The organism is Embleya sp. NPDC059237 (assembly GCF_042754105.1).
GTDB lineage: Bacteria > Actinomycetota > Actinomycetes > Streptomycetales > Streptomycetaceae > Embleya.
In genome coordinates, this window is record NZ_JBHZAE010000001.1 from 271,167 (window position 1) to 294,899 (window position 23,733).

A 23,733-nucleotide genomic window follows, 5' to 3' on the forward strand; every position below is an offset into this window, starting at 1 on the left:
TAAAAACGCCCCCAGACCCATCCGCAAGATCTTGCCGGCTTTGCAAGCGCACTGCATCCACTGTCGCAAGTTCTGCCGCCTTCCGGCTAGGGTCGCAGCGTGAGAGCAATCCGCAGATTCACCGTGCGTACGGTTCTGCCCGCTCCGCTGGAGCCACTGGGTGAACTGGCAATGAACCTCCGCTGGTCCTGGCACGCGGAGACCCGCGCCCTGTTCGAGTCGATCGACCCGGACACCTGGGCGGCGGTCGGCCGGGATCCGGTCCGCCTCCTCGGCACCGTGCCGAACGACAAGCTCGGCGCGCTCGCCGACGACCGCCGCTTCCTTGCCCGCCTGCGGGTCGCAGCCGAAGACCTGCACGAATACCTGACCGGACCTCGCTGGTATCAAACCCTCTCGGACACCGGTGGGAGCCTTGCCGCACCACCGGCGGCCATCGCGTACTTCTCGCCGGAGTACGGCATCACGGCGGCACTTCCGCAGTACAGCGGGGGTTTGGGCATCCTCGCGGGCGACCATCTCAAGGCCGCCAGCGACCTGGGCGTGCCCATCGTCGGGGTCGGATTGATGTACCGCCACGGCTACTTCCGACAGTCGTTGTCCCGAGACGGTTGGCAGCAGGAGCGTTACCCCCTCCTCGACCCCAACGAGTTGCCGCTGACCCTCCTTCGGGGTGGCGACGGTGCACCCGCACGGGTGGTCATCGGACTCCCGACGGGTGAGTTGCACGCGCGGATCTGGAAGGCCCAGGTCGGTCGGGTGCCACTGCTCCTGCTCGACTCCGACATCGAGGAGAACGCGCCCGCCGAACGCGAGGTGACCGACCGGCTGTACGGCGGCACGAGCGAACACCGCTTGCATCAGGAGATGCTGCTCGGCATCGGCGGGGTGCGGGCTTTGCGGGCTTTTTGCGAGATCACCGGCCATCCGGCGCCCGAGGTCTTCCACACCAACGAGGGCCACGCCGGATTCCTGGGCATCGAGCGCATCCGCGAGTTCACCGGGACCGACGGGCTGGACTTCGACGCGGCCCTCGAAGCCGCCCGGGCGGGCACGGTGTTCACCACGCACACGCCCGTGCCGGCCGGCATCGACCGGTTCGGTCGCGATCAGATCCAGCGGCATTTCGGCGGCGACCTCGCGTGTCCGGGGGTTCCGGTGGATCGGGTCCTCGCACTCGGCGCGGAGACCTACCCGGACGGTGATCCGGGCGTGTTCAACATGGCCGTGATGGGCTTGCGGCTCGCCCAACGGGCCAACGGCGTGAGCAAGTTGCACGGACGGGTCAGTCGGGGCATGTTCGACGGCCTGTGGCCGGGCTTCGACACCACCGAGGTACCGATTACCTCGATCACCAACGGCGTACACGCGCCCACGTGGGTGGACGGCGACGTCACCGACCTGATCGCACGCGAGGCGGGCGTCGAACTCGCCGAGGATCCGGCGGCGTGGGCGGCGATCGATGGGCTGTCGGCGGGCTCGTTGTGGGAGTTGCGGCGCGCGCTGCGGGCGAAGCTGGTCGCCGAGGCGCGACTGCGGCTGCGCGCGTCGTGGCGGCAACGCGGCGCCGGCGAGGCGGAATTGGGCTGGATCGAGGGGGTGCTCGATCCCGACGTGCTGACCATCGGGTTCGCTCGCCGGGTGCCCTCCTACAAGCGGCTCACCCTGATGCTGCGCGATCAGGACCGGCTGCGTTCGATGTTGCTGCATCCGGAGCGTCCGGTGCAGATCGTGATCGCCGGCAAGGCGCACCCCGCCGACGAGGGCGGCAAGCGGCTGATCCAGGACCTGGTGCGGTTCGCCGACGGCGAGGACGTCCGGCATCGGATCGTGTTCCTGCCGGACTACGACATCGCGATGGCGCAGCACCTGTACCCCGGGTGCGACGTCTGGCTGAACAACCCGTTGCGCCCGCTGGAGGCGTGCGGCACCTCCGGGATGAAGGCCGCGCTGAACGGCTGCCTGAACCTGTCCATCCTGGACGGGTGGTGGGACGAGTGGTACGACGGCTCGAACGGGTGGGCGATTCCGACCGCCGACGGGATCACCGACGTGGATCGTCGGGACGATCTGGAGGCGGCGGCGCTCTACGACCTGATCGAGAACTCGGTCGCGGCCAGGTTCTACGACCGGGGCCCCGAGGGCCTGCCCACCCGGTGGCTGGAAATGGTCCGACACACCCTGGCCACGCTCGGCCCGAAGGTGCCGGCGGACCGGATGGTCAAGGACTACGTCGACGTGCTGTACGCGCCGGCCGCGCTGTCGGGTCGGGCGATCACCGGCTCGGCCGCCCGGGAGTTGGCCGAGTGGAAGGCGCACGTGCGGCGGTCCTGGCCGGGCGTGCGGGTCGATCACGTGGAGTCGGGCGGGATAGGGGACGCCCCCGAGGTCGGCAACACGCTGAACCTGCGGGTCTTCGTCTCGCTGGGCGAACTCGCCCCCGCCGACGTGGAGGTCCAGGTCGTGCACGGCCGGGTCGACGATGCGGACCGGATCGTGGATGGCACGATCGCACCGCTGAAGGCCGGTCGCCGGGACGAGCACGGCCGCTGGTTCTACGAGGGTTCGCTCGCGCTGGACCGGACCGGGCCGTTCGGCTACACGGTGCGCCTCATGCCCACGCACCCGCTGTTGGCCGGCCCCGCCGAACTCGGCCTGATCGCGATCCCGCCGGAGAGCGAGGGCTTCGCGGAGGGCATCGCGCTGCGCTGACGCGGTGATCGCGGGCTCGGGCCCCGGCGTCCTTCGGGACGGCGGGGCCCGAGGCGTTTTTCGGCCGGCGCCGGCCCGCGCCCGCGGTTCCGTCCCGGGGTGGTGATTGAACTCATACCGCGTGACCGCCACGACCGGGGCGGGCAATGGAGTCATCCCTTTGGTAGCGCAGCCACTTAGGGAGATCCATGTCGACGACGGCAGCAGGGGCCACATCCGGTTCGAGCGCACACAGACCTCGTTCGCGACGACGGATCCGCCGGGCCCTGCCGGCGCTCGCGGTGTGCGTCGCGCTCCTGGGCGTGGGAGCGTGCAGCGGGAGTGACGGGAAGAAGGGCGGGAAGGACGCGAAGGACGACAAGGTCGCGCCCATCGCGCAGACCAAGGCCCCGGACGGCGCTCCCAAGGTGTCCCAGGCGGTGGTCACGATCCTGCCGAAGGACGGCGCGACCGAGGTGGCCACCGACGGCGCGCTGAAGGTGAGCGCGAGCGCCGGAAAGCTGACCCAGGTCACCGTGACCGGCTCCGAGGGCGGCAAACCGGTCGAGGGCACCATCTCGCCGGACGGGGCGAGTTGGCAGCCCGCGGCGGCCCTGCAGACCGGCACCAAGTACGCGGTGTCCGCGACCGCGACGGACGCCGCCGGGCTGGTGTCGGCACTGCAGTCCTCCTTCACCACGCTCACCCCGGCGAACACCAACTACGGCGTGTTCAACATCGACGCGAACGAGACGTACGGCGTCGGCATGATCGTCTCGCTGGAGTTCACCAAGAAGGTCACGGACAAGGCGGTGGTGAACCAGTCGGTCAAGGTCACCTCGGAGCCCGCCGTCGAGGTCAAGGGCCACTGGTTCGGCAACCAGCGGTTGGACTTTCGCCCGGAGAAGTACTGGAAGCCCGGCACGAAGGTGACCCTGCACCTGGACCTGGACGGGAAGCAGACCTCCCCGGGCGTGTACGGCAAGCAGAAGAAGGACGTCACCTTCACCGTCGGCCGCGCGCAGACCAGCGTCGCCGACCACACCGCGCACACGTTGACGATCACGCGCGACGGCGCGCTGCTCAAGAAGCTGCCGGCCAGCCTGGGGGACGCGGAGAACCCCTCGTGGAACGGCAAGATGACGATCATGTCCAAGGAGCCCACGGTGCACATGGACTCCCAGACGGTCGGCCTGGCCAAGGGCGTGTACGACATCAAGGACGTCCCGCACGGCATGCGGCTGAGCAACACCGGCACCTACGTGCACGGCAACTACTGGCGTACGGACCCGCTGCCGTTCGGCAAGGAGAACACCAGCCACGGCTGCGTGAGCCTGCAGGACGTCAAGGGCGGCGGCGACCCGAGCATGAACGCCGCGTGGTTCTACAAGGAATCGCTGATCGGGGACGTGGTCGAGGTGGTCAACTCGCCCCGGAAGACGGTCGACCCCGACAACGGCTGGAGCGGCTGGGCGATGGACTGGGCGGGCTGGACGGCGGCGAACTGATCGGTTCGATCGCCCGAACTCGTGCAGCGCGCAACCCCGAAGGGGGCGGTGCCGGTGTCCCGGCGCCGCCCCCTTCGGGGTTGCTGGTCGTGGTGTGTCCCGATCGGCTCGGTCAGCCGTGCGGCTGGTCCGGGCGGTAGTGCTGCCCGTACGGCTGCCCGGGGTAGGGCTGTTGCGCCTGGTAGGGCTGCTGCCCCGGGTAGGGCTGCTGTCCGGCGTACGGGGCGGGCCCGTAGCCACCGGCCATCTGCGGCTCGGTCACGAGCGTGCGGTCCGTGTCCGGGTGGCCGTACGCCGTCGGCGCGTGCGCCCCGCCTCCGTGCCCTTTGTTGCTCCGCCGCGGCCACCACAGGCCCCGGCCCAGGATCGCGGCGATCGAGGGCACCAGCACGATCGAGAGCAGCATCGAGGAGAGCAGGATGCCGACCGCGGTGGCGAAGCCGATCTCGGCGGTCGCGGGGCTGGCCGCCAGGCTGGCGAAGGAGCCGGCCAGGACCAGACCGGCCGTGGCGATCGCCGGCGCGGTGTGCCGGACCGCCTCGGCCACCGCCTTGCGGGCCGGGACCGGCTTTTCCATCTCCTCGCGGAGCCGGTCGCTCATCAGGATGTTGTAGTCGGTGCCCAGCGCGACCACGAACAGGAACAACACCAGCGGCAGGGTGAAGGACACCCCGGGGCGGTCGAGCATGTGCTGGAAGACCAGCGTCCCGGCGCCGAGCGTGGCCACGAAGCCCAACCCGACCGCAAGCATCAGCACCAGCGGCGCCAGTACCGAGCGCAGCAGCAGGAACAGGATCAGCGCGATCAGGATCGCGGCGACCGGGAAGACCAGCTTGAGGTCCTTGTTCACCGCGGTGGCAACGTCGGCGAAGATGGCCGCCGTTCCGGTGATGTGTGCCTCGCTGCCCTCGGGCGTGTTCTTGGCGATGGTGCCGCGGACCGGTCCGGTGATCAGGTCACGGGCCTTTTGGGTGTCGGCCTTGGCGGCCAGGAACACGTCGATCCGGGCGGCCGACTTGTCCGGGTTGAGCACGGGCTTGGCGACCTGGCCGACACCCTCGACCTTGCCCAGCGCGCCGGTCAGCCCGGTGAGCGAACGTTCGTCGAGCTTGCCGCCCGCCTTGGTCTGCACGTAGACGGTGTGCGGGTCGGACACGCCCGCGGGCAGCGAGCGGGAGATCTCGTCGGCGGTCCTGGTGGCGTTGGTGGTGGGCTGACCGTGCTGGTCGTAGCTCATCTTCACGCCGACCGCGCCGGCGCCGAGCGCACCGAGCAGGACCAGGCTGCCGATCAGGTAGCGCACCGGACGCGCGCTGATGTTCTCGCCCAGTCGGGCGGCGAAGCCCGCCGGACGCTCCTTCTTCCAGGCCCGCGCCGGCCAGAACATCGCCCGGCCGGTGACCGCGAGCAGCGCGGGCAGCAGGGTGAGGCTGCCGAGCAGGGCGACCAGCACCGAGACCGCGATGGCCGGGCCGAGCACCTTGAACTGTCCGAAGCTGGCGATGCCCAAGGTGGCGAACGCCGCCACGATGGTCAGCGCCGCGCAGGTGATGGCGTTGCCCACCCGGCCCGCGGTGTTGGCGGCGGCCTCGCGCTTGTCCATGTCCGGGTTGGCCCGCAACTCCTCGCGGAAGCGGAACATCAGGAACAGGAAGTAGTCGACGACGATGCCGAGCAGGACGACGGTGATCAGGGACGGTACGGACGGGTCGACCTTGATGTCCAGGAGCTTCGCGCTGCCGGCGACCGCGCCGGTGGCGACGCCGCCGATCAACGCCACCGCGAGCAGCGGCAGGACCGCGGCCAGGATGCTGCGGAAGACCACCACGTTCAGCAGGATGATGAGACCCATCGTCAACGCGCCGACGAGTGCCTCGGTGTCCTTTTCCTCGTCCGTGCTGTCGACCGTGCTTGCGATACCGCCGGTGAATCCGACCCGGAATCCGGCGGCCTGGTAATCGGTTTTCGCGAGATCCCGAGCGTCCCGATACACGTCCTGGAGACCGGTGTCGGTCGAATTGCCGCTCAGCGACAGGGTGAGCAGTTGGAACGTCCCGTCGGGCGCGACCACGCCGACCGTGTAGCGCGGCGTCTGGGAGAAGTCCTTGGCGAACTGCTCCGGCTCCGCCTTGATGCGCTTCGCGGACAGGCCGGCAGCCGTGTCGGCGATCTTCTTCTGGTCCTGCGGGCCGAGCTTGGCGCCGTCGGCGCGAGCCACGAGCACGGTCACCGCGTTCGGGTCGGGCTTTTCGTCGAACTTCTTCTCGGCGATCTGGATCGCCGCCGCGGAATCGTATTTCTTCGGCAGGAAGTCGCCGGTCGACGAATCGGTGACACTGTTCATCAACGGCTGGCCGACGGCGGTCAGGGCTATGCCGACGATCGCCCAGACGATAATCGTCATCCATCGATGACGTGTGGCGAACGCGGTTGTTCTACGGATCATTTTCCTTCTCCGCCGTCGGATCGAAACACGGGAGTTCGATGCGGAACTCCGGAATGCCTCAAGCTGATCATGCGAAACCCCCCTCGGACATCGACCGGGGGAAGGGGAGTGGACCGGGACCACGGTCCGGGCGGATCGCCGAACCAGGACTCCGGTCCGGGGCGCGGATCATCTGCGATGAGGTTCAGAAAACCGGGCACGGGCGATGGAATGGGACGACCGGGCGGACGGGCGGGGCGGGCGGGGCGGAGGACGCCGGCCGCGGCGCGGGCGAACGAACGGCACCAACCATGAAGGAGGCCCACGCATGGGCTTCGAGCACCGCTCAGCGGCGGGGCCGGCGACGATCACCACGATCGGGGCGCCGGCCGCGGAGCCGGCGGCCGGTCCGGGGATCGGGTCGGCGGTCGAGTCGGCCGGCGCGGGTTCGGATCCCCGTCCGGGGCCGGGGTGGTACCCGGGGCTGGTCGGGCTGGTCCGGCGGCGGATCCGGGCCTGCCGGCGCACCCGTGCGGACCTGCTGATCGCGCTCGGCTGCGGGGCGGCCGACCTCGCCTCGTACCTCGGCGCCGGTCATACGGCCGCGCCGCACGCCTCCGTGATCGGCGCGCTGCTGATCATGGCGGGCGCCGGTGCGCTGTTCTTCCGCCGGCGCCGGCCGATGCCCGTGCTCGGCGTACTGGTCGCGCTCTACGTGGCGTTGTCCGCGATCGTCACGATGCACGCGCACAACTTCTCCGTGTCGGTCGCGGTCGCGCTGTACACGGTGGCCCGATACCGCGGCGCACGTGCCATCGGTGCGGCCGGTCTCGCCGCGCTCGCGGGTCAGGCGGCGCACACCACGCAGGAGAACTCGGCCACCCCGCTGATGGTGCTCGGCGACACGCTGTTCGTCGCCCTGGTGATCGCGGTGGGCGTCTGGGTGCGCCGGTGGCGCGAGCAGGTGGCGCTGAACCGGCGGCTGCTCGCGGAGCGGGCGGTGACCGAGGAGCGCCGGCGGATCGCGCGCGAGCTGCACGACATCGTCGCGCACCACATCACCACGATGTACCTGATGTCCGGCGGCGCGCGCGCCACCCTCGCCCGCGATCCCGAGATCGCCCGGGAGGCGCTGGTCACGCTGGAGTCGTCCGGCCGCACCGCGCTGCGCGAGATGCGCCAACTGCTCGGCGTGCTGCGCAGCACCGACGCGGCCGAGGACGCGCCCTCCGAACCCCAACCGGGGATCCGCGAGATCGATCGGCTGCTCGCCGAGTCGCGCGCGGCCGGGCTGCCCGTCGAGTTCGAGGCGCTGGGCGAGCCGCGTCGGGTGCCGTTGGCGATCGGGCTCACGCTGTACCGGATCGTGCAGGAGGCGCTGACCAACGCGCGCCGGCACGCGGGTGACGCGCGGGTCTTCGTACGGCTCGAATACCGGTCCGACCTGGTCGCGGTGGAGGTCTGCGACGACGGTGACGCGGGCCGCGGGGGCACCGCGGTCGTGGGAGGCGGGTACGGTCTTCTCGGTATGCGCGAGCGTGTTGCCGTGCATGGTGGTGTGCTCGAGACGGGCAGGCGTCCCGAAGGCGGATTCCGGGTGGCCGCACTCGTGCCCCTGCCGCCGGCGGAGCCAGGAGAGGACTTGAATCGATGAGCGTGGACGCACCCCCGGTCACCGTGCTGCTCGCGGACGATCAGCCGCTTGTGCGTCGGGGCCTGGCGCTGATCCTGCGCTCCGATCCCGGCATCGAGGTGATCGGCGAGGTCGACGACGGCGCGCAGGCGGTCGAGGCCGCGCATCGGCTGCGTCCGAACGTGATCCTGATGGACATCCGCATGCCGGTGCTCGACGGCGTACAGGCCACCGCGCGGCTGACCGAGGAACTGCCCGAGTGCCGGGTGCTCGCGCTGAGCACGTTCGACATGGACGAGTACGTGGTGGGCGCGCTGCGCGCCGGGGCGATCGGCTTCCTGCCCAAGGACGTACTGCCCGAGGACCTGATCGCGGCGGTGCACACGGTCCACCTGGGCGAGGCCGCGGTCGCGCCGCGGCTGCTCACGCGCCTGATCGAGTCCTTCGTCAAGGCCCCCTCGGCCCCGCAGCCCTCGGCGACGGGCCTGCGCGACCTGACCCCTCGCGAGGTGGAGGTCCTGCGCCTGATCGCGGCGGGCCTGGACAACGCCGAGATCGCCCAGACGATGAGCATCGGCGTCCAGACCGTCAAGAACCATGCCACGGGCCTGTTCGCCAAACTCGGCGTCCGCGACCGCGCCCAGGCAGTCGTCTTCGCCTACGAATCGGGCCTGGTCCAGGCGGGCCGGGCGACGTAAGGGATTCACGTTTGCGAAATTGTCTAGATGATGGTGTCATCTAGACATGCTCTTTCGTGTTCCCCGCCTCGACGACCGTGATGCGCGCGCTCTCCAGGAGATCGAGGAGATGCGCACCCGTCTGCGGCACATGCTGCGCCCCGAACTCCGGTGGTCGGGGCAACTGCGGCGGAATCTCACGGCCCGGGCCATCGCCGGTTCCAACACGATCGAGGGATACGCGGCCTCGGTGGACGACGTCGAGGCGCTGTTGTCGGGGGAGGAGCCTTTGGAGGCTTCCGAAGAGACGCGTGTGGAGGTCGAGGCGTATCAGCGCGCGATGACCTACATCCTGGGCCTTTCCGACGCGGGGGAGGACTTTCGTTACGACATGGGGCTGCTGAACGGTCTGCACTTCATGATGCAGGGTCACCACGTGAACAAGCGCCCGGGTCGATGGCGCAAGGGCCCCGTTTACGTCACTTCCCCGGAGGACCCCGCGGTCGCCGCATACACGGCGCCCGAGCCTGGTCGGGTCCCGGCGCTGATGGGGGAACTGGTGGCCTGGCTCAACGAGGGCGACCTCGAATCACCGGTCCACGTCCGGGCCTCCATGGCCCACCTGAACCTCGTGAGCATCCATCCCTGGCCCGATGGCAACGGTCGGATGTCGCGCGCCGTGTCCACTCTGGTGTTCTCTCGTGAGGCGCTGATGCCCGCAGAGTTCTCCTCCATCGAGGAATGGCTGGGCTATGGGCAGAACACGTACGCGTACTACGGCGTTCTTCAGCAGGTGGGTGGCCCTATTTGGGACCCTTCCCGGGACGCCCACGCCTGGATTCGTTTCTGTCTGGGTGCCCACCACCGGCAGGCTCAGATGGCGGGCAGGCGGGTGGACCTGTACTCCCGGGTCTGGTGCGAGCTCACCGAACACGCCGAACGAGCCGGTCTCGACGAGCGCGTGGCGTTCGCCCTGATGCCTGCGGCGTTCGGGAACAAGGTTCGACGGCCGGTGTATCAACACGATGCCGACATCAGCGAGCAGTCCGCCGTCCGCGACCTTCGGGAACTGGTGGCCCAGGGGTGGCTGGAACCCCACGGCAAGGCCCGGGGCAGGCACTACACCGCCGCGCGCCGAATGACGCCGATTCTCGAGGACGTGACCAGGACCATGCCTGCGTTCAGCGACCCCTACCGCGACTGATCCGCCTGGGCCGAACAGGTGACGGAAGTGCATCAAGTCGTGAGTGTGGGGGGCGCGGGCGGGCGCGGCGGGTTGGGATGGGATGTGCGGGGGCCGGAGTCGATCCGACGGATGAAGGTGTCACCCCATGTACGACTCGGCCGAGCCCGGCGGCAACCCCTACGCTCCGCGTCTGGTGGCCGCCGGGCAGACGTTCGACGTGATCGAGGTGGATGCGCGGCTGGGGCGCGAGGTGGTGAAGCACCTGCGGGCGGCGGGAGTTCGGGTCGGACCGGTGATCCACGACCGGCGCTGCGCGAAGATGGGCTTCCTGGTTCCGGTCTCGGGTCCGGATCGCACGCGGCTGCGGGATCAGCGCGGGCCGAGTCGGCACGGTCTCGGGGCCTGGGTGACCTTTCCTCCGCCGCGTGGTGGATCCGGGCCGCTGGTCTGGTACATCGCGCCGAGCGAGAACGCCGTGCCCACTCCGCTGGGCCCGCTCGACGCCGCCATCGCCCGCGCGGCGGCGTCCTTGATCGAGCACGACTGAGGGCCGGGCGCCCCTGCGGAAAGCTCTCGTCAGCGGTGGGAGCGCGCCCATACGATGCGTGCCTCGGTTGCGGAGACAGGGGTGGCGAATGGTTCCCGTGGGTCGGCGGATCGACGAGTTACGCGGCGAGGTGGCGGGCCATCTCGGGGCTCGGCGGCGGATCCGGCAGTGGATCGCCATCGGGTTCGTACTCGGGCTGCTGATCGGTGCGGGGGTCGCGGCAGGGGCGGCGGCGCTCTACTGGCCGGAGAAGGACAAGCCGCTGAAGATGATGATGCGCGAGCGGGAGATCCCAGTGAAGGCGGCGCCGGTGCTCAGCGGGCAGACCACGTTCACCGCACAGGGGCTGACCTGCGGCATCGAGTGGATCACCGGCACCCACGCCGAACACTTCGCCAAGGGCCGGCTGTGCCGGGTCAAGATCTCCATCGCCAACAACTCGCTGGCCACCGTGCAGGTCGCCAACCTGGAACAGCGCCTGGTCCTCTCGGACGGCACCCAACTCGGCATGGACCTCGAATCGATGGAGATCAAGCGCCAGTTGCGCGAATTCACCCTCGGCGCCTCCGACACCCTGGTCGAAGACCTGTGGTTCGACCTCCCCAAGAACACCACCCCCACAGCCCTCCTCCTACGCACCAACGCCGAAGCCCCCCAGGGCCGCGCCGACCTCCCCCAAAAGGACTGGTCGAAGAGGTAACGGCCGCACGACGGCACTTCGGAGTGTGGGGTCTTCGTCCAAGTAGCATCGGGTATGTCCGATCGAGCGGAAGGAGAGCCATGAGCAGCCTTCCCGCGTTCGGCCGGGTGTGGACGCCCGAGGACGTTCTCGCGATCCACGCCGGTGGCCGGCGGGCCGAATTGCTGGACGGAGCCCTGTTGTTGTCCCCGGCCCCCTCCCGCCGGCACCAGATGGTCTGCCGACGACTGGCCGTGCTGCTCGAAGCCGCCGCCGAGGACGCCCGCGTCGACTGCGTCGTCTACGAGAACATCAACGTGCGCCAGGACGACGACTTCACCCGACCCGATGTCGTGGTGGTCGCGGGGGCCGCCGCCCGGGCCGGTGAGGAATCCGACGAGGACGACGTCTGGCTCGACCCGGAGCACGTGCTGCTCGCGGTCGAGATCGTCTCGCCCGGACAGGCGGGTCGCGACGGCGTCGACAAGCTCGAGAAGTAGGCGTCGTGGGGGATCGAGTACTACTGGGTCCTCGAACCGAACGACTCGGTCCTGGACGCCTTCGAACTCCGCGCCGGTGCCTACGCGTTGGTGACCCGCACCGAGGGGCCACACGCGGCGACGCCCCCCGCGCCGTTCACGGTGAACGTCCGCCCGGACGAACTGCGCAGGTTGCGCCGACCGCGTGGGCCCGGCGGGCGGGATAACCCTTGGGCCGGGGCGCGTGGGGGATCGTAGGGTGCGTGTATGGGCGATGAGGCTGAGGCCGCGAGGCGGGTGCGGGAGTTGGCTCGGGGGTTTGCGGAGCGGTATCCGGAGTTGTTGCGGCGGTTGAAGGAGGCGTGAGTTCGGTGTACTTGCTCACTGCCGCCGATGCGGTCGCCGTGGCCGAGGAGACGACCGGGAATCCCGGGATTCGGGATGTCGCGTTGATCGAGTCCGGTGTGGCTCGCCCGGGGTCCTCGGCGTTCGGGGTGGACGCCTATCCCGATCCCTGGTCGAAGGCGGCCGCGCTGTTGCATTCGATCGTGGCCAATCACCCGTTCCTGGACGGCAACAAGCGCACCGGGCTGGTCGCCGCCGTGGTCTTCCTCGAATACAACGGCATCGATGTACACCCCCTCGACGAGGACGCGCTGTTCGATCTGATCGTTGCCGTGGCGGACGGCTCGATGGGGGACATCGGGGAGATTGCGGCGGCGTTGCGGGCCGGGGTTGGTGGTGAAGGGTGCCGGACCCCCTAACATCGGGGCGAGTCGGCGCCTGACGGGGGCGCGTCGTCCAGGAAGGCCTGCGTGTGACGCACTCGGGGATCGAGCGCAAGCCGATGTTCGTGTTCGGTTGGATTCCGCTGCCGAAACGGGTGGCCGAGCGCTACTTCGTGCCCGACTATCGGCTGATCGGGCGCGATGTGACGCTGGAGCGGGTGCGGGCGATCCGCTCCTGGCTCGGGCTCGGCGTGCTGGTGTGGATCGCGATCACCTATGGGGGCACCGACGATGCCGCCCAGGGCTGGATGGCGAGCTTCATCGCCTCCATCTTCGTGGCGATCATCGCCTGCCCGATCGCGGTCGGCATCATCATCGCGCTCACCCGCTCCGACGTGCGGACCGAGACGCGCAAGAGCCTGATGTTGCCGCTGCGTTCGCTCGCTCTGTTCGTGGTCGTCTCGGTGGCCACGCTCGGCGGTCTGGGCTCGTTGGCGTACGGCTCCAAGCAGGTCAACGCCGGTGCCAGTGTGCAGGCGTTCTTCCTCACCGTGCTCGGCCTTGCCGTGTCCCTGTGGGTGTTGCGCTTTTGGTTCCTCGCCGTACGCGCCATCCCGCAACACCTGTTCCGCGCCGTGGACGGGCACCCGCTGCTGCCCGCCGTGATCGCGCCTTGGCTGTCGTGGTGTGGCGCGCTGATCGACCTCGGGGACGACGGCGGCAAGGGCGCGCTGCCGACCGCGGTACGGCTGATCGGGTCGCTGGGCGGCCCGATCACGATCACGCTGATGTCGATGTGGGAGATCCGCCGGGTGCGCAGCCGCTACGGCGTGACCTTCCGCGGCGGCCCGCACCCGACCCGTCGCCCCGAGCCGCCGATGCCGCCGATGTCGTTCCCGCACCAGACCGGCCCGTGGGCCGCGCCGCAGCCGGCCAACCCGTGGCAACCGGCCCCGCCGTATCCGCCGTACCCGTCGCCGCAGGCCAACCCGCATCAGCACCCGGCCTGGCAGCAGCAGCCCCAGTACCGCCAACCTCCGCCGCCGCCGTGGGGCCCGCCCCGAGGCTGACCCACCCGCCCCGGCTCAGTGCGTCAGCAGCCGCTCGCGCAACCGCGCGACCTCGGCGTCGGAGACCCCCAGGCCGTCCCGCACATAGCCCTCGACCGACCCGTACCGCTCCTCCGCCGCCGCGAACGCCGTGTCCAGATACTCCACGTGCACGTCGAACACCGGCGCCAGGTGCGCGGGGTCGAAGCCGCGCTCCGCGATGTGCTCCAGGATCGCCCGGTTCTTCTCCGCGAGGTGCGCCGCGCTGGCCAGATAGTCCTCGACCACCATCGCCCGGGGCACCCCGAGCAGCGTGAGCAGCACGGCGGACGTCCAGCCGGTCCGGTCCTTGCCGTGCGAGCAGTGGAACACCGTCGGCGCGGGCTCGTTCGACATGCGCGCGAACACCGAGCGGTACGCGGCCCGAGCACCCTCGCTCGTCACGAACCGCCGGTACACCTCGCACATCAGCTCGCGCCCGGCGGTGCCGCCGAGCAGTTCGCCCGCCCGATCCGGGTCGGCGAACACCTCGCCGAACAGCTCGTCGTTCTCCCGCCCCATCACGTCCGCGATGAGCAGCTCGGCGCCGGCCGGCACCCGGTCCGGCTCGCGGTCGCGCTCGGTCGCCGAGCGCAGGTCGATCACCAGGCCGATGCCGAGCCGCACCAGCGTCGCGGCGTCGGTCGCGTCCACCTCGCCGAGGCCGTCGGAGCGGTACACGAGGCCCGTGCGCACCTTGCGACCGGTCGCGGTGGCGTGCCCGCCCGCGTCACGGAAATTCGGGGCGGTGACCAGGATCGGCGTCGGGGACGTCATGGTGCGCGGTCCTTCGCTTCGAGGGGGATGTCGGGCCGGTCCGGCGGACGGCGGGACGCCACACGCGTGCGCAACTCCGTCGGTATCTCCACCCTACGCGAGCGTACGGCCTCCATCGCTCGCCCCTACGTAGGCGCCCACACCGCGTGCTCCACCCGCAGCAACATCGCCGACCGCCCCGCGAGCCGCAGCCCGCTACCGCCCGCGACCGGCTCGCTGTACCGGGCCATCGGATCCCCCTCAAGCGCGGTGTCGAGCACCACCTCGTACGAGTGCGCCCACGGCTCGTCCGGCAGGGTGAATCGCATCGGCTGCGACGACGCGTGCAGGATGAACAGGAAGCTGTCGTCCACGATCCGCTCACCGCGCGGGCCGCGCCGGTCGATGTCCAGGCCGGACAGGTACATCCCCAGCGTCGCGGTCGGCGCGAACCAGTCCCGGCGGGTCATCTCGCGCCCGGCGGGGGTGAACCAGGCCAGGTCGCGCAGCCCGTCCGGGGCGACCGGCTGCCCCGAGTAGAACGCCCGGCGGCACAGCACCGGATGCGCGCGACGCAGGTGGATCAGCCGCGCGGTCAGCTCGACCAGCGGGCGCCACTCCGGCGAGTCCAGGGCCGACCAGTCCAGCCAGGACAGCTCGTTGTCCTGGCAGTAGGCGTTGTTGTTGCCCGCCTGGGTGCGCCCCATCTCGTCGCCGGAGGTGATCATCGGCACGCCGGTGGACAGCAGCAGCGTGGTCATCAGGTTGCGGATCTGCCGCTTGCGCAGCGACACCACGTTCGGGTCCGCCGTCTCGCCCTCGTAGCCGTGGTTCCAGGACCGGTTGTTGTCGGTCCCGTCCCGGTTGTCCTCGCCGTTCGCCTCGTTGCGTTTGCGCTCGTAGGTGACCAGGTCGCGCATAGTGAAGCCGTCGTGCGCGGTGACGAAGTTGATCGAGGCATACGGGTTGCGCCCGTCGCGCTGATACAGGTCGGAGGAGCCGGACAGCCGGTACGCCAGCCCCCGCACGTCCGGCCGGGCGCCGCGCCAGAAGTCTCGCACCGCGTCCCGATACTGGTCGTTCCACTCGGTCCACAGCGGCGGAAACGCGCCGACCTGGTAGCCGCCCGCGCCCAGATCCCACGGTTCGGCGATCAACTTCACCCGGGACAACACCGGGTCCTGCGCGATCACGGTCAAAAACGAGGACAGCTTGTCCACGTCGTGCGTGGACCGGGCGAGCGCGGCGGCCAGATCGAACCGGAAGCCGTCCACGCCCATCTCGATCACCCAGTAGCGCAGCGAGTCGGTGATCAGCTGCAACACGTGCGGCTGGACCACGTTGAGCGTGTTCCCGCACCCGGTGTAGTCGGTGTAGTGCCGGCCGCTCCCGGCCAGGCGGTAGTAGCCCCCGTTGTCGATTCCGCGAAAGCACAACGTCGGCCCGCCCGGCCCGCCCTCGCCGGTGTGGTTGTAGACCACGTCCAGGATCACCTCGATCCCGGCCGCGTGCAGCGCGTGCACCATGTCCCGGAACTCGTGCACCTGGCCGCCGCGCCCGCCTGCCGAGGCGTACGCCGCGTGCGGCGCGAAGAACCCCACCGTGTTGTAGCCCCAGTGGTTGGTCCGCCCGCCGCGCAACAGGTGTTCCTCGGAGACGAACTGATGCACCGGCAACAACTCGACGGCAGTGACCCCGAGCCGGACCAGGTGGTCGATTGCGGCCGGGTGGGCCAGGCCCGCGTAGGTGCCGCGCAGCCGCTCGGGGATGCGCGGGTGGCGCGCGGTGAAGCCCTTGACGTGCAGTTCGTAGATCACGCTCTCGGCCCACGGGATCTTCGGCCGGCGGTCGTGCGACCAGTCGGCGTCGTCGGCCACCACCACCGATCTGGGCACGAACGCCGCCGAGTCGCGATCGTCGCGCACGGTGTCGGGTCCGCCGTACACATGCCCGAACACCGCGTCGTCCAGCCGGAATTCGCCGTCCACGGCGCGGGCGTAGGGATCCAGGAGCAGCTTGGCCGGATTCCACCGCGCGCCGCGCTCGGGCTCCCAGCGCCCGTGTACCCGATAGCCGTAGCGCTGTCCGGGCCGCACGCCGGGGACATAGCCGTGCCACACCCGAAAGGTCTGCTCGCGCAGCGGCAGCCGCGTCTCGCGCGACGTCCCGTCGGGGCCGTCCTCGAACAGGCACAGCTCGACCGCCTCGGCGTCACCCGCCCACAGCGCGAAGTTGGTGCCGGCGCCGTCGAAGCGCGCGCCGAGCGGCAGTCGACGGCCGGGCCACGGCGGCGGCAGTCGGCCGTTGCCCGACCGCACGTCACCGTGTACGGCGTCGAGCGGGTCGCCGAGCACGCCGCGTGCCTCGCCGAGCACGCCGCGTGCGTCGACCTCGGGGTCCGTCGATTCCCACTCGAGCGTCACGGCCGCCTCCCATCCCGGTCACCAGGATGTTCCCGCCGGGCCCCCTCGCATACACGTACACGCCGCGGCGGCGGCATCCCCCGAGGGATGCCGCCGCCGCGGGCGACGATCGGCCGGGTCGGTGCAGCCGATCGGGTCCACTCAGAACCAGGGGTGCCAGGCGTGCTGCACGTCGGCGTTGCCCTGGTTGATCACCACGACGCCCGAGTTGCCCTTGATCCCGGCGTTGTTGTTCTGGTTCGAGGCGCCCGCGCCGGTCGCGCTCTGCTGGGTGGCGTTGTAGTTGCCGTCGACACCGCCGAGGACGTTTCCGCTGCCGCTGTTGGTGGTGGAGGAGGTCGTGGTCGACGCGTTCGAGCCGTTGTCGCCGAGCGTGCCGTTGCCGCCGTCGGCGCACGCGGCGCCCGCACCGAGGAAGAGCAGACCGGCGGCGAGGGGGGCTACGGCCAGGGTGGCGAGCTTGCGGTTCATGGGGATCCTCCGTGTATCGCGGATCCGGGCGGGGCCCGGGTGTCATCAGGTAGGCGCCATCAGGTACGCCACGGGCCGTCGTGCGGGGCGAACGATCCGACCTCCACGGCGACTTCGTGTGACCAAGCTGTCGCAAACGGTGAGCACAATCCAGCGGTACGGTCCGGCTTCCCTCGGGAGAGTGACATGGAAGCCCCGAACCCCCAACGAGCGCCGATACGGAGGGTTGCGGGTGAGGGGTATTTTCCGCCGATTCGGCGCAATGTTTCGGCCACCCTGTCGATTTTGATTGATTTGTCGACGAACAGCGCGTGACCGACGGCGCATTCCCTACCGGCGGAGCGCGGAAGTGTGCCTCAACTCGATTCGTGGGCCCGCACTGCGAGGCGCGCGCCCCCGTCTTTACCCGAGCTTCACGAATGTCGGGTTTGAGTAAGGTTGCCGCCATGCCCGTAGTCGTCACCGGAGCCGACCAGCCACTCGGTCGCGCCGTCGCGCTCGAACTCGCCCTGTCCGCCGGCGAGGTACGGGCCACGGTCCGTGATCGCGGCGCGGCCGGTGTGCTGCGCGCGGCGGGCGTGCGGGTCGCGGTGAGCGACCTGTCCGACCCGCTGCGACTGGGCGCGGTGCTCGCCGGCGCGCACACCGTGCTGCACCTCGATCGTGGCCCCGACGGGCGGGGGACGCCCGCCGATACCTGGGAATGGTTTCTCGAGGCCGTCGAGGGTACGGATGTCCAGCGGATCGTCACGGTCTTGCCACAGCCTCCGACCGCTTCTTCGCCCGGGGAGTACGAATTGATCGTCCGTCCGTTTCCCGCCGAGGCCGTGGATCGGCCCGGATTCGCGGCTCCGACGCTGATTCGTGCCCTGGTGCAGGCCGATCGTCGGCCCGGATGACGGATCACGGCGCGATGCGATTCGGGTCGAGGCGGCCCGCGGTCGTCCGCGAGGATGGCAACGATCGCCCCGATCACCTCATTTGCCCGTGCGTGCCCCGGAATGCGGAACCGCGGCGGATGTTCGGCTCGTCGAATGAGACGTGGGATGTGGTTTTCGGCCTCGGCCGGGTCGCGACCCGGCTCCGGATGAAGGGACTGCCCGTACATGTCAGCAGGATCGAAGTCGCTCTCGACGCGGTCACGGGCCCGATGGCGCGTGGTGCCCGCACTGCTGCTCGGCGCGCTCCTGCTCGTGTCGGGCTGCAGCTCGGACGACGGCGGCGACGGCGGCAAGAAGCCCGGCGGCCCGAACAGCACCACGACCAAGGGTGATTCGAAGAAGGGCGCGGATCCCGCGTCGATCACGCTCACCCCGGCCGACGGCGCCAACGCGATCGACCCGCAGGCGCCGATCACGATCGTGGTGGGCGGCGGAAAGCTCGGCGAGGTCAAGGTGGTCAACGCGCAGAACGAGCCGGTCGACGGCACGCTCGACGCCGACGGCAAGACCTGGAAGCCCAAGGTCGCCTTCACCCTCGGCGGCAAGTACACGGTGAGCGCGACCGCGACCAACGCCGACAACGCGCCGACCACGGCCCGGGCGACGTTCAACACGCTCTCCGGCGACAAGAAGGTCACCGCGCGCTTCAGCCCCGAGGACGGGGCCACCGTCGGCGTCGGCTTCCCGGTGTCGCTGACCTTCGACTACCCGGTCAAGAACCGGGCCGCGGTGGAGAAGGCGCTGTCGGTCGACGTCGAGCCGAAGGTGGAGGGCGCCTGGCACTGGTTCGACAACACCCGGGTGGACTACCGGCCCAGGGACTACTGGGCGCCCGGCACGAATGTGAAGGTCAACCTGAACCTGCGCGGTGTCGACGTGGGCAACGGCGCGATCGCCAATCAGTTCAAGAGCTACAGCTTCAAGGTCGCCACCACCAAGCGGATCGCCATGGTGGACGTGAAGGCGCACACCATGAAGGTCTACGAGAACGAACAGTTGATCAAGACCATCCCGATCACGGCCGGCAAGTCGCCGAAGTACAGCACGTGGAACGGGAAGATGGCGATCACCGAGAAGTTCGAGAAGACCCGGATGAACTCGCAGACGGTGGGCCTGGGCAGCGAGTACGACATCGACGACGTGCCGTTCGCGATGCGGGTCACCACCTCGGGCACCTTCGTGCACGGCAACTACTGGGCCGACCCGAGTGTCTTCGGCAGCGAGAACACCAGCCACGGGTGTGTGTCGATGACCAAGGAGAACGCCAAGTGGCTGTACGACCGGGTGATCCCCGGTGACATGGTCGAGATCTCCGGCTCCGACGAGCGCACGGTCGACGCCGACAACGGCTTCGCCGACTGGAACCTGAGCTGGGACAAGTGGACCGCGACCGGCGCGCCCGGCGCCACGCAGGGCACGACGACACCCACGCACTGAGGCGCCCGGCGGACGGGGCCGCGGCGGATGTCGTGGCCCCGCTCACCGCCCGCCAAGGTGGCGACGCCTATGGTCGGATCGGCACATCAGGGCTGACCAGAGGAGAGCGTCATGGGCGAATTCGTGAACCTGGAAGTGGCCGACGGCGTCGGCACGATCCGGCTGAGCCGGCCGCCGATGAACGCGCTGAACCGGCAGCTCCAGGAGGAGCTGCGGGCGGTGGCGCAGGAGGCGGGCGAGCGGGCCGACGTGCGCGCCGTGGTGATCTACGGCGGGGAGAAGGTGTTCGCGGCGGGCGCGGACATCAAGGAGATGGCCGAGATGACCTACACGGACATGGCCGACCGGGGCGCCGCGCTGCAATCCGCGTTCACCGCCGTCGCCGAGATCCCCAAGCCGGTGGTCGCCGCGATCACCGGCTTCGCGCTCGGCGGCGGTTGCGAGTTGGCCCTGTGTGCCGACGTCCGGGTCTGCGCCGACAACGCCAAGCTCGGCCAGCCCGAGATCACGCTGGGCATCATCCCGGGCGCCGGCGGCACCCAGCGCCTGCCCCGCCTGATCGGCCCGTCCAAGGCCAAGGACCTGATCTACACGGGCCGCTTCGTCGCCGCCGAGGAGGCCCTGTCCATCGGCCTGGTCGACCGGGTCGTGCCGGCCGCGGACGTCTACGCGGAGGCCGTCGAGTGGGCCCGGCAATTCGCCCATGGCCCGGCCTACGCCCTGCGCGCCGCGAAGGAGTCCATCGACCGCGGCCTGGAAACCGACCTGAACACGGGCCTGGAGATCGAACGCCTCCAGTTCACCGCCCTGTTCGCCACCGAGGACCGCGCCACCGGCATGCGCGCCTTCGTGGCCAAGGAAAAGCCCGAGTTCTCCGGCCGCTGACCGCGGCGGCCCCGGCGGGACCGCGACGAAACGGGGCGCCGACTCGGCGGGTGTCGAGTCGGCGCCCCGGTTTTCGTCGTGTCGACGAACCCGATCCGCAGGATCAGAGGTTCGGGTAAAGCGGGTGCTTTTCGGCCAGGGTGGTGACCCGGGCGGTGAGCGCGGCCTTGCGGGTGTCGTCGAAGTCGGGCAGCAGGGCCTCGGCGATGATGTCGGCGACCTCCTCGAAGTCCGCCTTGCCGAAGCCGCGGGTGGCCAGGGCCGGGGTGCCGATCCGCAGGCCGGAGGTGACCATCGGCGGGCGCGGGTCGAACGGGACCGCGTTGCGGTTGACCGTGATGCCGATCGAGTGCAGGCGGTCCTCGCCCTGCTGCCCGTCCAGCTCCGAGTCGCGCAGGTCGACCAGGACCAGGTGCACGTCGGTGCCGCCGGTGAGCACGGTGATGCCCACGTCGGTGACGTCCTTGCGGGTCAGCCGCTCGGCGAGGATGGCCGAGCCCTCCAGGGTGCGCTTTTGGCGGTCCTTGAAGTCGTCGGAGGCGGCGACCTTGAACGCCACCGCCTTGCCTGCGATCACGTGCTCCAGGGGGCCGCCCTGCTGGCCCGGGAAGACCGCCGAGTTGATCTTCTTGGCGTATTCCGCCTTGGACAGGATCACGCCGCCGCGCGGGCCGCCCAGGGTCTTGTGCGTCGTGGTGGTGACCACGTCGGCGTACGGCACGGGGCTGGGGTGCAGGCCCGCGGCGACCAGACCGGCGAAGTGCGCCATGTCGACCATCAGGAACGCGCCGACCTCGTCGGCGATCCGGCGGAACTCGGGGAAGTCGAGCTGCCGGGGGTAGGCCGACCAGCCGGCGATGATCAGCTTCGGCCGGTGCTCCTTGGCGAGCCGCTCGACCTCCTCCATGTCGACGCGGTGGGTCTTCTCGTCGACGTGGTAGGCGACCACGTTGTAGAGCTTGCCGGAGAAGTTGATCCGCATGCCGTGGGTGAGGTGGCCGCCGTGGGCCAGGTCCAGGCCGAGGATCGTGTCGCCGGGGGAGAGCAGCGCGAACATCGCGGCGGCGTTGGCCGACGCGCCCGAGTGCGGCTGCACGTTGGCGGCCTCGGCGCCGAACAGCTCCTTGACCCGGTCGATGGCGAGCTGCTCGACCACGTCGACGTGCTCGCAGCCGCCGTAGTAGCGCCGGCCGGGGTAGCCCTCGGCGTACTTGTTGGTGAGAACGGAGCCCTGCGCCTCCAGCACCGCCACGGGGGCGAAGTTCTCGGAGGCGATCATCTCCAGGGTGTTCTGCTGGCGGTGCAGCTCGTCGGCGACGGCGGCGGCGACCTGCGGGTCCACCTCGCCCAGGGGACGGTCCAGGATCGTCACGGTTGTCAGCTCCTCGATCGGGTCGATCTCGATCATTCGCCGCAGAACGCGGCGTATTCGTCGGCCGACAGCAGGCCCTCGGCCTCGCCGTCGATGCGCACCTTGAACAGCCAGCCCGCCCCGAAGGGGTCGGAGTTCACCAGGGCCGGGTCCTCGACGACGGCGTCGTTTATCTCGACGACCTCGCCGGAGACCGGCGCGTACATGTCGCTGACCGACTTCGTGGACTCCAGCTCGCCGCACGGCTCACCGGCGACGACCACCCGGCCGACCTCGGGAAGCTCGACGAACACCACGTCGCCGAGCGCCTCGGCCGCGTGCTGGGTGATGCCCACGACGGCGGGGGAGGCCGCCTCGTCGAGCCACTCGTGTTCCTTGCTGTAGCGCAGGTGCTGGGGTGCGTGCACGGGTCCATTCTCCATTCGAATGAGGTAAGTCCGTCCCTCAGGATGATTTGGGACGTTTTCCGGTGATATAGGAAGGGGTTCGGCTCAGCCGCGCTTGTAGAACGGCAGCGCCACCACCTCGACCGGCTCGGCCTTGCCGCGGATGTCCACCGCCAGCCGGGTGCCCGGTTCGGCCCGCTCCGTCGCCACGTAGGCCATCGCGATCGGCATGCCGAGCGTCGGCGACGGCGCGCCGGAGGTGACCTCGCCGACCCGCTCGCCGCTGTCCGCGTCCACCACCGGGTAGCCCGCGCGCGGAACCCGCTTGCCCGGCGAGGTCAGTCCGACCAGCGTGCGGCGCACATCCGCCTCCGCCGCGGCCAGCGCCTCGCGGCCGACGAAGTCCTCGGGCTTGTCCAGCCGGACCACCCGGCCCAGGTTGGCCTCGTACGGCGTGGTGTCCCGGGTCAGCTCGTGGCCGTACAGCGGCATGCCCGCCTCCAGGCGCAGCGTGTCCCGGCAGGACAGGCCGGCCGGCACCAGGCCGTGCGGCTTGCCCGCGGCCAGCAGCGCGTCCCACAGCGCGACCGCGTCGCCGGGCGCGGCGAACAGCTCGAAGCCGTCCTCACCGGTGTAGCCGGTGCGGGCGAGCAGCACGGGTACGCCCGCGACCTCGGTGCGCAGGATCGCGTAGTACTTGAGCGCGGGCAGGTCGGCGTCGGTCAGCGAACCGACGATCGTGGTCGACGCGGGCCCCTGCACGGCGAGCAGCGTGTACTCCTCGGACGCGTCGCGCACCGTGGCGTCGAAGTCGCTCGCGCGGTGCTTCAGGCTGCCCGCCACCACGTCGGCGTTGGAGGCGTTGGCCACCACCACGAAGTGCTCCTCGCCGAGCCGGTACACGATCAGGTCGTCGACGATGCCGCCCTCCTCGGTGCAGATCATCGTGTACCGGGCGCGGTCGATCCCGATCTTCGAGACGAAACCGACCAGGGCGTGGTCGAGCGCGCGGGCGGCCTCCGGGCCGGTGACCTCGATCTCGCCCATGTGGGTGAGGTCGAACAGGCCGGCCGTGGTGCGCACCGCGGTGTGCTCGTCCCGCTCGCTCCCGTACCGCAGCGGCATCCGCCACCCGGCGAAGTCGGTCATCGTGGCCCCGAGCGCGTCGTGCACGGCGTCGAGCGGGGTCCGGCGGTCGGTGGTCATGCGAAGACTCCTTCGAGGGGACGCCGGCGGAAGCCCCCGGCGGGCGCGAACCGGTCCGGGGCATGCCGGACGGCGCGGACCCGGGCGCGGGCCCGAGGTGCGACGAGAGGTGACGGGTGCTGCGGCCCGTACCGGAACGGGGACGGGCCCCGGGTCAAGAACCGGAACGAGTACGAGAACGAATTCGAGGACAAAGGGGGCTCCCTGCCATGGCG

At 70.2% G+C, this 23,733-nt stretch carries 20 protein-coding genes; 13 read left to right on the forward strand and 7 right to left on the reverse strand.

The window, feature by feature from the left end:
- Positions 1–99 precede the first annotated feature (99 nt).
- Both glgP and ACFXKZ_RS01180 read left to right on the forward strand, forming a co-directional pair.
- Positions 100–2,712 carry an alpha-glucan family phosphorylase gene (gene glgP / locus ACFXKZ_RS01175; protein ID WP_379995070.1) on the forward strand — a complete coding sequence of 871 codons (2,613 nt, stop codon included), beginning with the start codon at positions 100–102 and terminating at the stop codon, positions 2,710–2,712.
- Between the two features lie 188 nt (positions 2,713–2,900).
- Positions 2,901–4,199 (forward strand): Ig-like domain-containing protein, encoded by a 1,299-nt coding sequence (locus ACFXKZ_RS01180; RefSeq protein WP_379995072.1) that lies wholly within the window; start codon positions 2,901–2,903, stop codon positions 4,197–4,199.
- Positions 4,200–4,311: 112 nt separating this feature from the next.
- Here ACFXKZ_RS01180 and ACFXKZ_RS01185 read toward each other — a convergent pair whose 3' ends face one another.
- Positions 4,312–6,603, reverse strand: a complete 2,292-nt coding sequence (locus ACFXKZ_RS01185; protein ID WP_379995074.1) for an MMPL family transporter — start codon at positions 6,601–6,603, stop codon at positions 4,312–4,314.
- Between the two features lie 349 nt (positions 6,604–6,952).
- On the opposite strand from ACFXKZ_RS01185, the gene ACFXKZ_RS01190 reads away from it, so the two are divergent.
- The 8 genes from ACFXKZ_RS01190 (at position 6,953) to ACFXKZ_RS01225 (ending at position 13,623) form a co-directional block, all read left to right on the forward strand.
- Positions 6,953–8,278: a sensor histidine kinase gene (locus ACFXKZ_RS01190; protein WP_379995077.1), complete on the forward strand. Its 1,326-nt coding sequence runs from the start codon at positions 6,953–6,955 to the stop codon at positions 8,276–8,278.
- On the forward strand, positions 8,275–8,955 hold the full coding sequence (locus ACFXKZ_RS01195) for a response regulator transcription factor (RefSeq protein ID WP_078975373.1): 681 nt from the start codon (positions 8,275–8,277) through the stop codon (positions 8,953–8,955). Before ACFXKZ_RS01190 ends, ACFXKZ_RS01195 begins: the two co-directional genes overlap by 4 nt.
- A gap of 46 nt (positions 8,956–9,001) precedes the next feature.
- A complete protein-coding gene (locus ACFXKZ_RS01200; RefSeq protein ID WP_379995079.1) occupies positions 9,002–10,138 on the forward strand; it encodes a Fic family protein in 1,137 nt (378 codons plus the stop codon).
- Positions 10,139–10,265: 127 nt separating this feature from the next.
- On the forward strand, positions 10,266–10,667 hold the full coding sequence (locus ACFXKZ_RS01205; RefSeq protein ID WP_379995081.1) for a hypothetical protein: 402 nt from the start codon (positions 10,266–10,268) through the stop codon (positions 10,665–10,667).
- Positions 10,668–10,755: 88 nt separating this feature from the next.
- Positions 10,756–11,367 (forward strand): hypothetical protein, encoded by a 612-nt coding sequence (locus tag ACFXKZ_RS01210; RefSeq protein ID WP_379995083.1) that lies wholly within the window; start codon positions 10,756–10,758, stop codon positions 11,365–11,367.
- Positions 11,368–11,447: 80 nt separating this feature from the next.
- Positions 11,448–11,846: a Uma2 family endonuclease gene (locus tag ACFXKZ_RS01215; RefSeq protein WP_379995084.1), complete on the forward strand. Its 399-nt coding sequence runs from the start codon at positions 11,448–11,450 to the stop codon at positions 11,844–11,846.
- A 341-nt stretch (positions 11,847–12,187) separates the two neighbouring features.
- Positions 12,188–12,589, forward strand: coding sequence for a type II toxin-antitoxin system death-on-curing family toxin (locus ACFXKZ_RS01220; protein ID WP_379995086.1), 402 nt, complete (start codon positions 12,188–12,190; stop codon positions 12,587–12,589).
- A gap of 53 nt (positions 12,590–12,642) precedes the next feature.
- Positions 12,643–13,623 (forward strand): hypothetical protein, encoded by a 981-nt coding sequence (locus ACFXKZ_RS01225; RefSeq protein WP_379995088.1) that lies wholly within the window; start codon positions 12,643–12,645, stop codon positions 13,621–13,623.
- Between the two features lie 15 nt (positions 13,624–13,638).
- Here the strand turns inward: ACFXKZ_RS01225 and ACFXKZ_RS01230 are convergent, their stop codons facing one another.
- The 3 genes from ACFXKZ_RS01230 to ACFXKZ_RS01240 all read right to left on the reverse strand — a co-directional run bounded on the left by ACFXKZ_RS01230 (position 13,639) and on the right by ACFXKZ_RS01240 (position 17,291).
- Positions 13,639–14,418 (reverse strand): tyrosine-protein phosphatase, encoded by a 780-nt coding sequence (locus ACFXKZ_RS01230; protein ID WP_379995090.1) that lies wholly within the window; start codon positions 14,416–14,418, stop codon positions 13,639–13,641.
- A 125-nt stretch (positions 14,419–14,543) separates the two neighbouring features.
- Positions 14,544–16,751, reverse strand: coding sequence for a glycogen debranching protein GlgX (gene glgX / locus ACFXKZ_RS01235; protein WP_379997257.1), 2,208 nt, complete (start codon positions 16,749–16,751; stop codon positions 14,544–14,546).
- 210 nt (positions 16,752–16,961) lie between these two features.
- Positions 16,962–17,291, reverse strand: coding sequence for a hypothetical protein (locus ACFXKZ_RS01240; protein ID WP_379995092.1), 330 nt, complete (start codon positions 17,289–17,291; stop codon positions 16,962–16,964).
- 446 nt (positions 17,292–17,737) lie between these two features.
- On the opposite strand from ACFXKZ_RS01240, the gene ACFXKZ_RS01245 reads away from it, so the two are divergent.
- The 3 genes from ACFXKZ_RS01245 (at position 17,738) to ACFXKZ_RS01255 (ending at position 20,554) form a co-directional block, all read left to right on the forward strand.
- On the forward strand, positions 17,738–18,190 hold the full coding sequence (locus tag ACFXKZ_RS01245; RefSeq protein WP_379995094.1) for an NAD(P)H-binding protein: 453 nt from the start codon (positions 17,738–17,740) through the stop codon (positions 18,188–18,190).
- 207 nt (positions 18,191–18,397) lie between these two features.
- Positions 18,398–19,669, forward strand: coding sequence for an Ig-like domain-containing protein (locus tag ACFXKZ_RS01250; RefSeq protein ID WP_379995097.1), 1,272 nt, complete (start codon positions 18,398–18,400; stop codon positions 19,667–19,669).
- A gap of 111 nt (positions 19,670–19,780) precedes the next feature.
- The gene (locus ACFXKZ_RS01255; RefSeq protein ID WP_379995099.1) at positions 19,781–20,554 is read left to right on the forward strand and encodes an enoyl-CoA hydratase/isomerase family protein; all 774 of its coding nucleotides are present in this window, start codon (positions 19,781–19,783) and stop codon (positions 20,552–20,554) included.
- Positions 20,555–20,657: 103 nt separating this feature from the next.
- On the opposite strand, the gene glyA is transcribed toward ACFXKZ_RS01255, so the two are convergent.
- The 3 genes from glyA to gcvT form a co-directional block, all read right to left on the reverse strand.
- Positions 20,658–21,962 carry a serine hydroxymethyltransferase gene (gene glyA, locus ACFXKZ_RS01260; RefSeq protein ID WP_379995101.1) on the reverse strand — a complete coding sequence of 435 codons (1,305 nt, stop codon included), beginning with the start codon at positions 21,960–21,962 and terminating at the stop codon, positions 20,658–20,660.
- Entirely contained in the window at positions 21,959–22,333 is a 375-nt protein-coding gene (gene gcvH, locus ACFXKZ_RS01265) for a glycine cleavage system protein GcvH (RefSeq protein WP_379995103.1), read from the reverse strand. The genes glyA and gcvH overlap by 4 nt, the downstream gene beginning before the upstream one ends.
- Before the next feature lie 84 nt (positions 22,334–22,417).
- Positions 22,418–23,518 carry a glycine cleavage system aminomethyltransferase GcvT gene (gcvT, locus tag ACFXKZ_RS01270; protein WP_379995105.1) on the reverse strand — a complete coding sequence of 367 codons (1,101 nt, stop codon included), beginning with the start codon at positions 23,516–23,518 and terminating at the stop codon, positions 22,418–22,420.
- Positions 23,519–23,733: the final 215 nt, after the last annotated feature.

What these genes read in the sequence shown, in the direction of transcription:
- ACFXKZ_RS01255 (WP_379995099.1), top strand. Translation starts at nt 19,781, where the DNA reads ATGGGCGAATTCGTGAACCTGGAAGTGGCCGACGGCGTCGGCACGATC.
- ACFXKZ_RS01185 (WP_379995074.1), bottom strand. Translation starts at nt 6,603, where the DNA reads ATGACGATTATCGTCTGGGCGATCGTCGGCATAGCCCTGACCGCCGTC.
- ACFXKZ_RS01240 (WP_379995092.1), bottom strand. Translation starts at nt 17,291, where the DNA reads ATGAACCGCAAGCTCGCCACCCTGGCCGTAGCCCCCCTCGCCGCCGGT.
- ACFXKZ_RS01245 (WP_379995094.1), top strand. Translation starts at nt 17,738, where the DNA reads ATGCCCGTAGTCGTCACCGGAGCCGACCAGCCACTCGGTCGCGCCGTC.
- ACFXKZ_RS01180 (WP_379995072.1), top strand. Translation starts at nt 2,901, where the DNA reads ATGTCGACGACGGCAGCAGGGGCCACATCCGGTTCGAGCGCACACAGA.
- ACFXKZ_RS01210 (WP_379995083.1), top strand. Translation starts at nt 10,756, where the DNA reads ATGGTTCCCGTGGGTCGGCGGATCGACGAGTTACGCGGCGAGGTGGCG.
- gcvT (WP_379995105.1), bottom strand. Translation starts at nt 23,518, where the DNA reads ATGACCACCGACCGCCGGACCCCGCTCGACGCCGTGCACGACGCGCTC.
- ACFXKZ_RS01215 (WP_379995084.1), top strand. Translation starts at nt 11,448, where the DNA reads ATGAGCAGCCTTCCCGCGTTCGGCCGGGTGTGGACGCCCGAGGACGTT.
- ACFXKZ_RS01205 (WP_379995081.1), top strand. Translation starts at nt 10,266, where the DNA reads ATGTACGACTCGGCCGAGCCCGGCGGCAACCCCTACGCTCCGCGTCTG.
- ACFXKZ_RS01230 (WP_379995090.1), bottom strand. Translation starts at nt 14,418, where the DNA reads ATGACGTCCCCGACGCCGATCCTGGTCACCGCCCCGAATTTCCGTGAC.
- ACFXKZ_RS01250 (WP_379995097.1), top strand. Translation starts at nt 18,398, where the DNA reads ATGTCAGCAGGATCGAAGTCGCTCTCGACGCGGTCACGGGCCCGATGG.
- ACFXKZ_RS01195 (WP_078975373.1), top strand. Translation starts at nt 8,275, where the DNA reads ATGAGCGTGGACGCACCCCCGGTCACCGTGCTGCTCGCGGACGATCAG.
- ACFXKZ_RS01190 (WP_379995077.1), top strand. Translation starts at nt 6,953, where the DNA reads ATGGGCTTCGAGCACCGCTCAGCGGCGGGGCCGGCGACGATCACCACG.
- glyA (WP_379995101.1), bottom strand. Translation starts at nt 21,962, where the DNA reads ATGATCGAGATCGACCCGATCGAGGAGCTGACAACCGTGACGATCCTG.
- ACFXKZ_RS01200 (WP_379995079.1), top strand. Translation starts at nt 9,002, where the DNA reads ATGCTCTTTCGTGTTCCCCGCCTCGACGACCGTGATGCGCGCGCTCTC.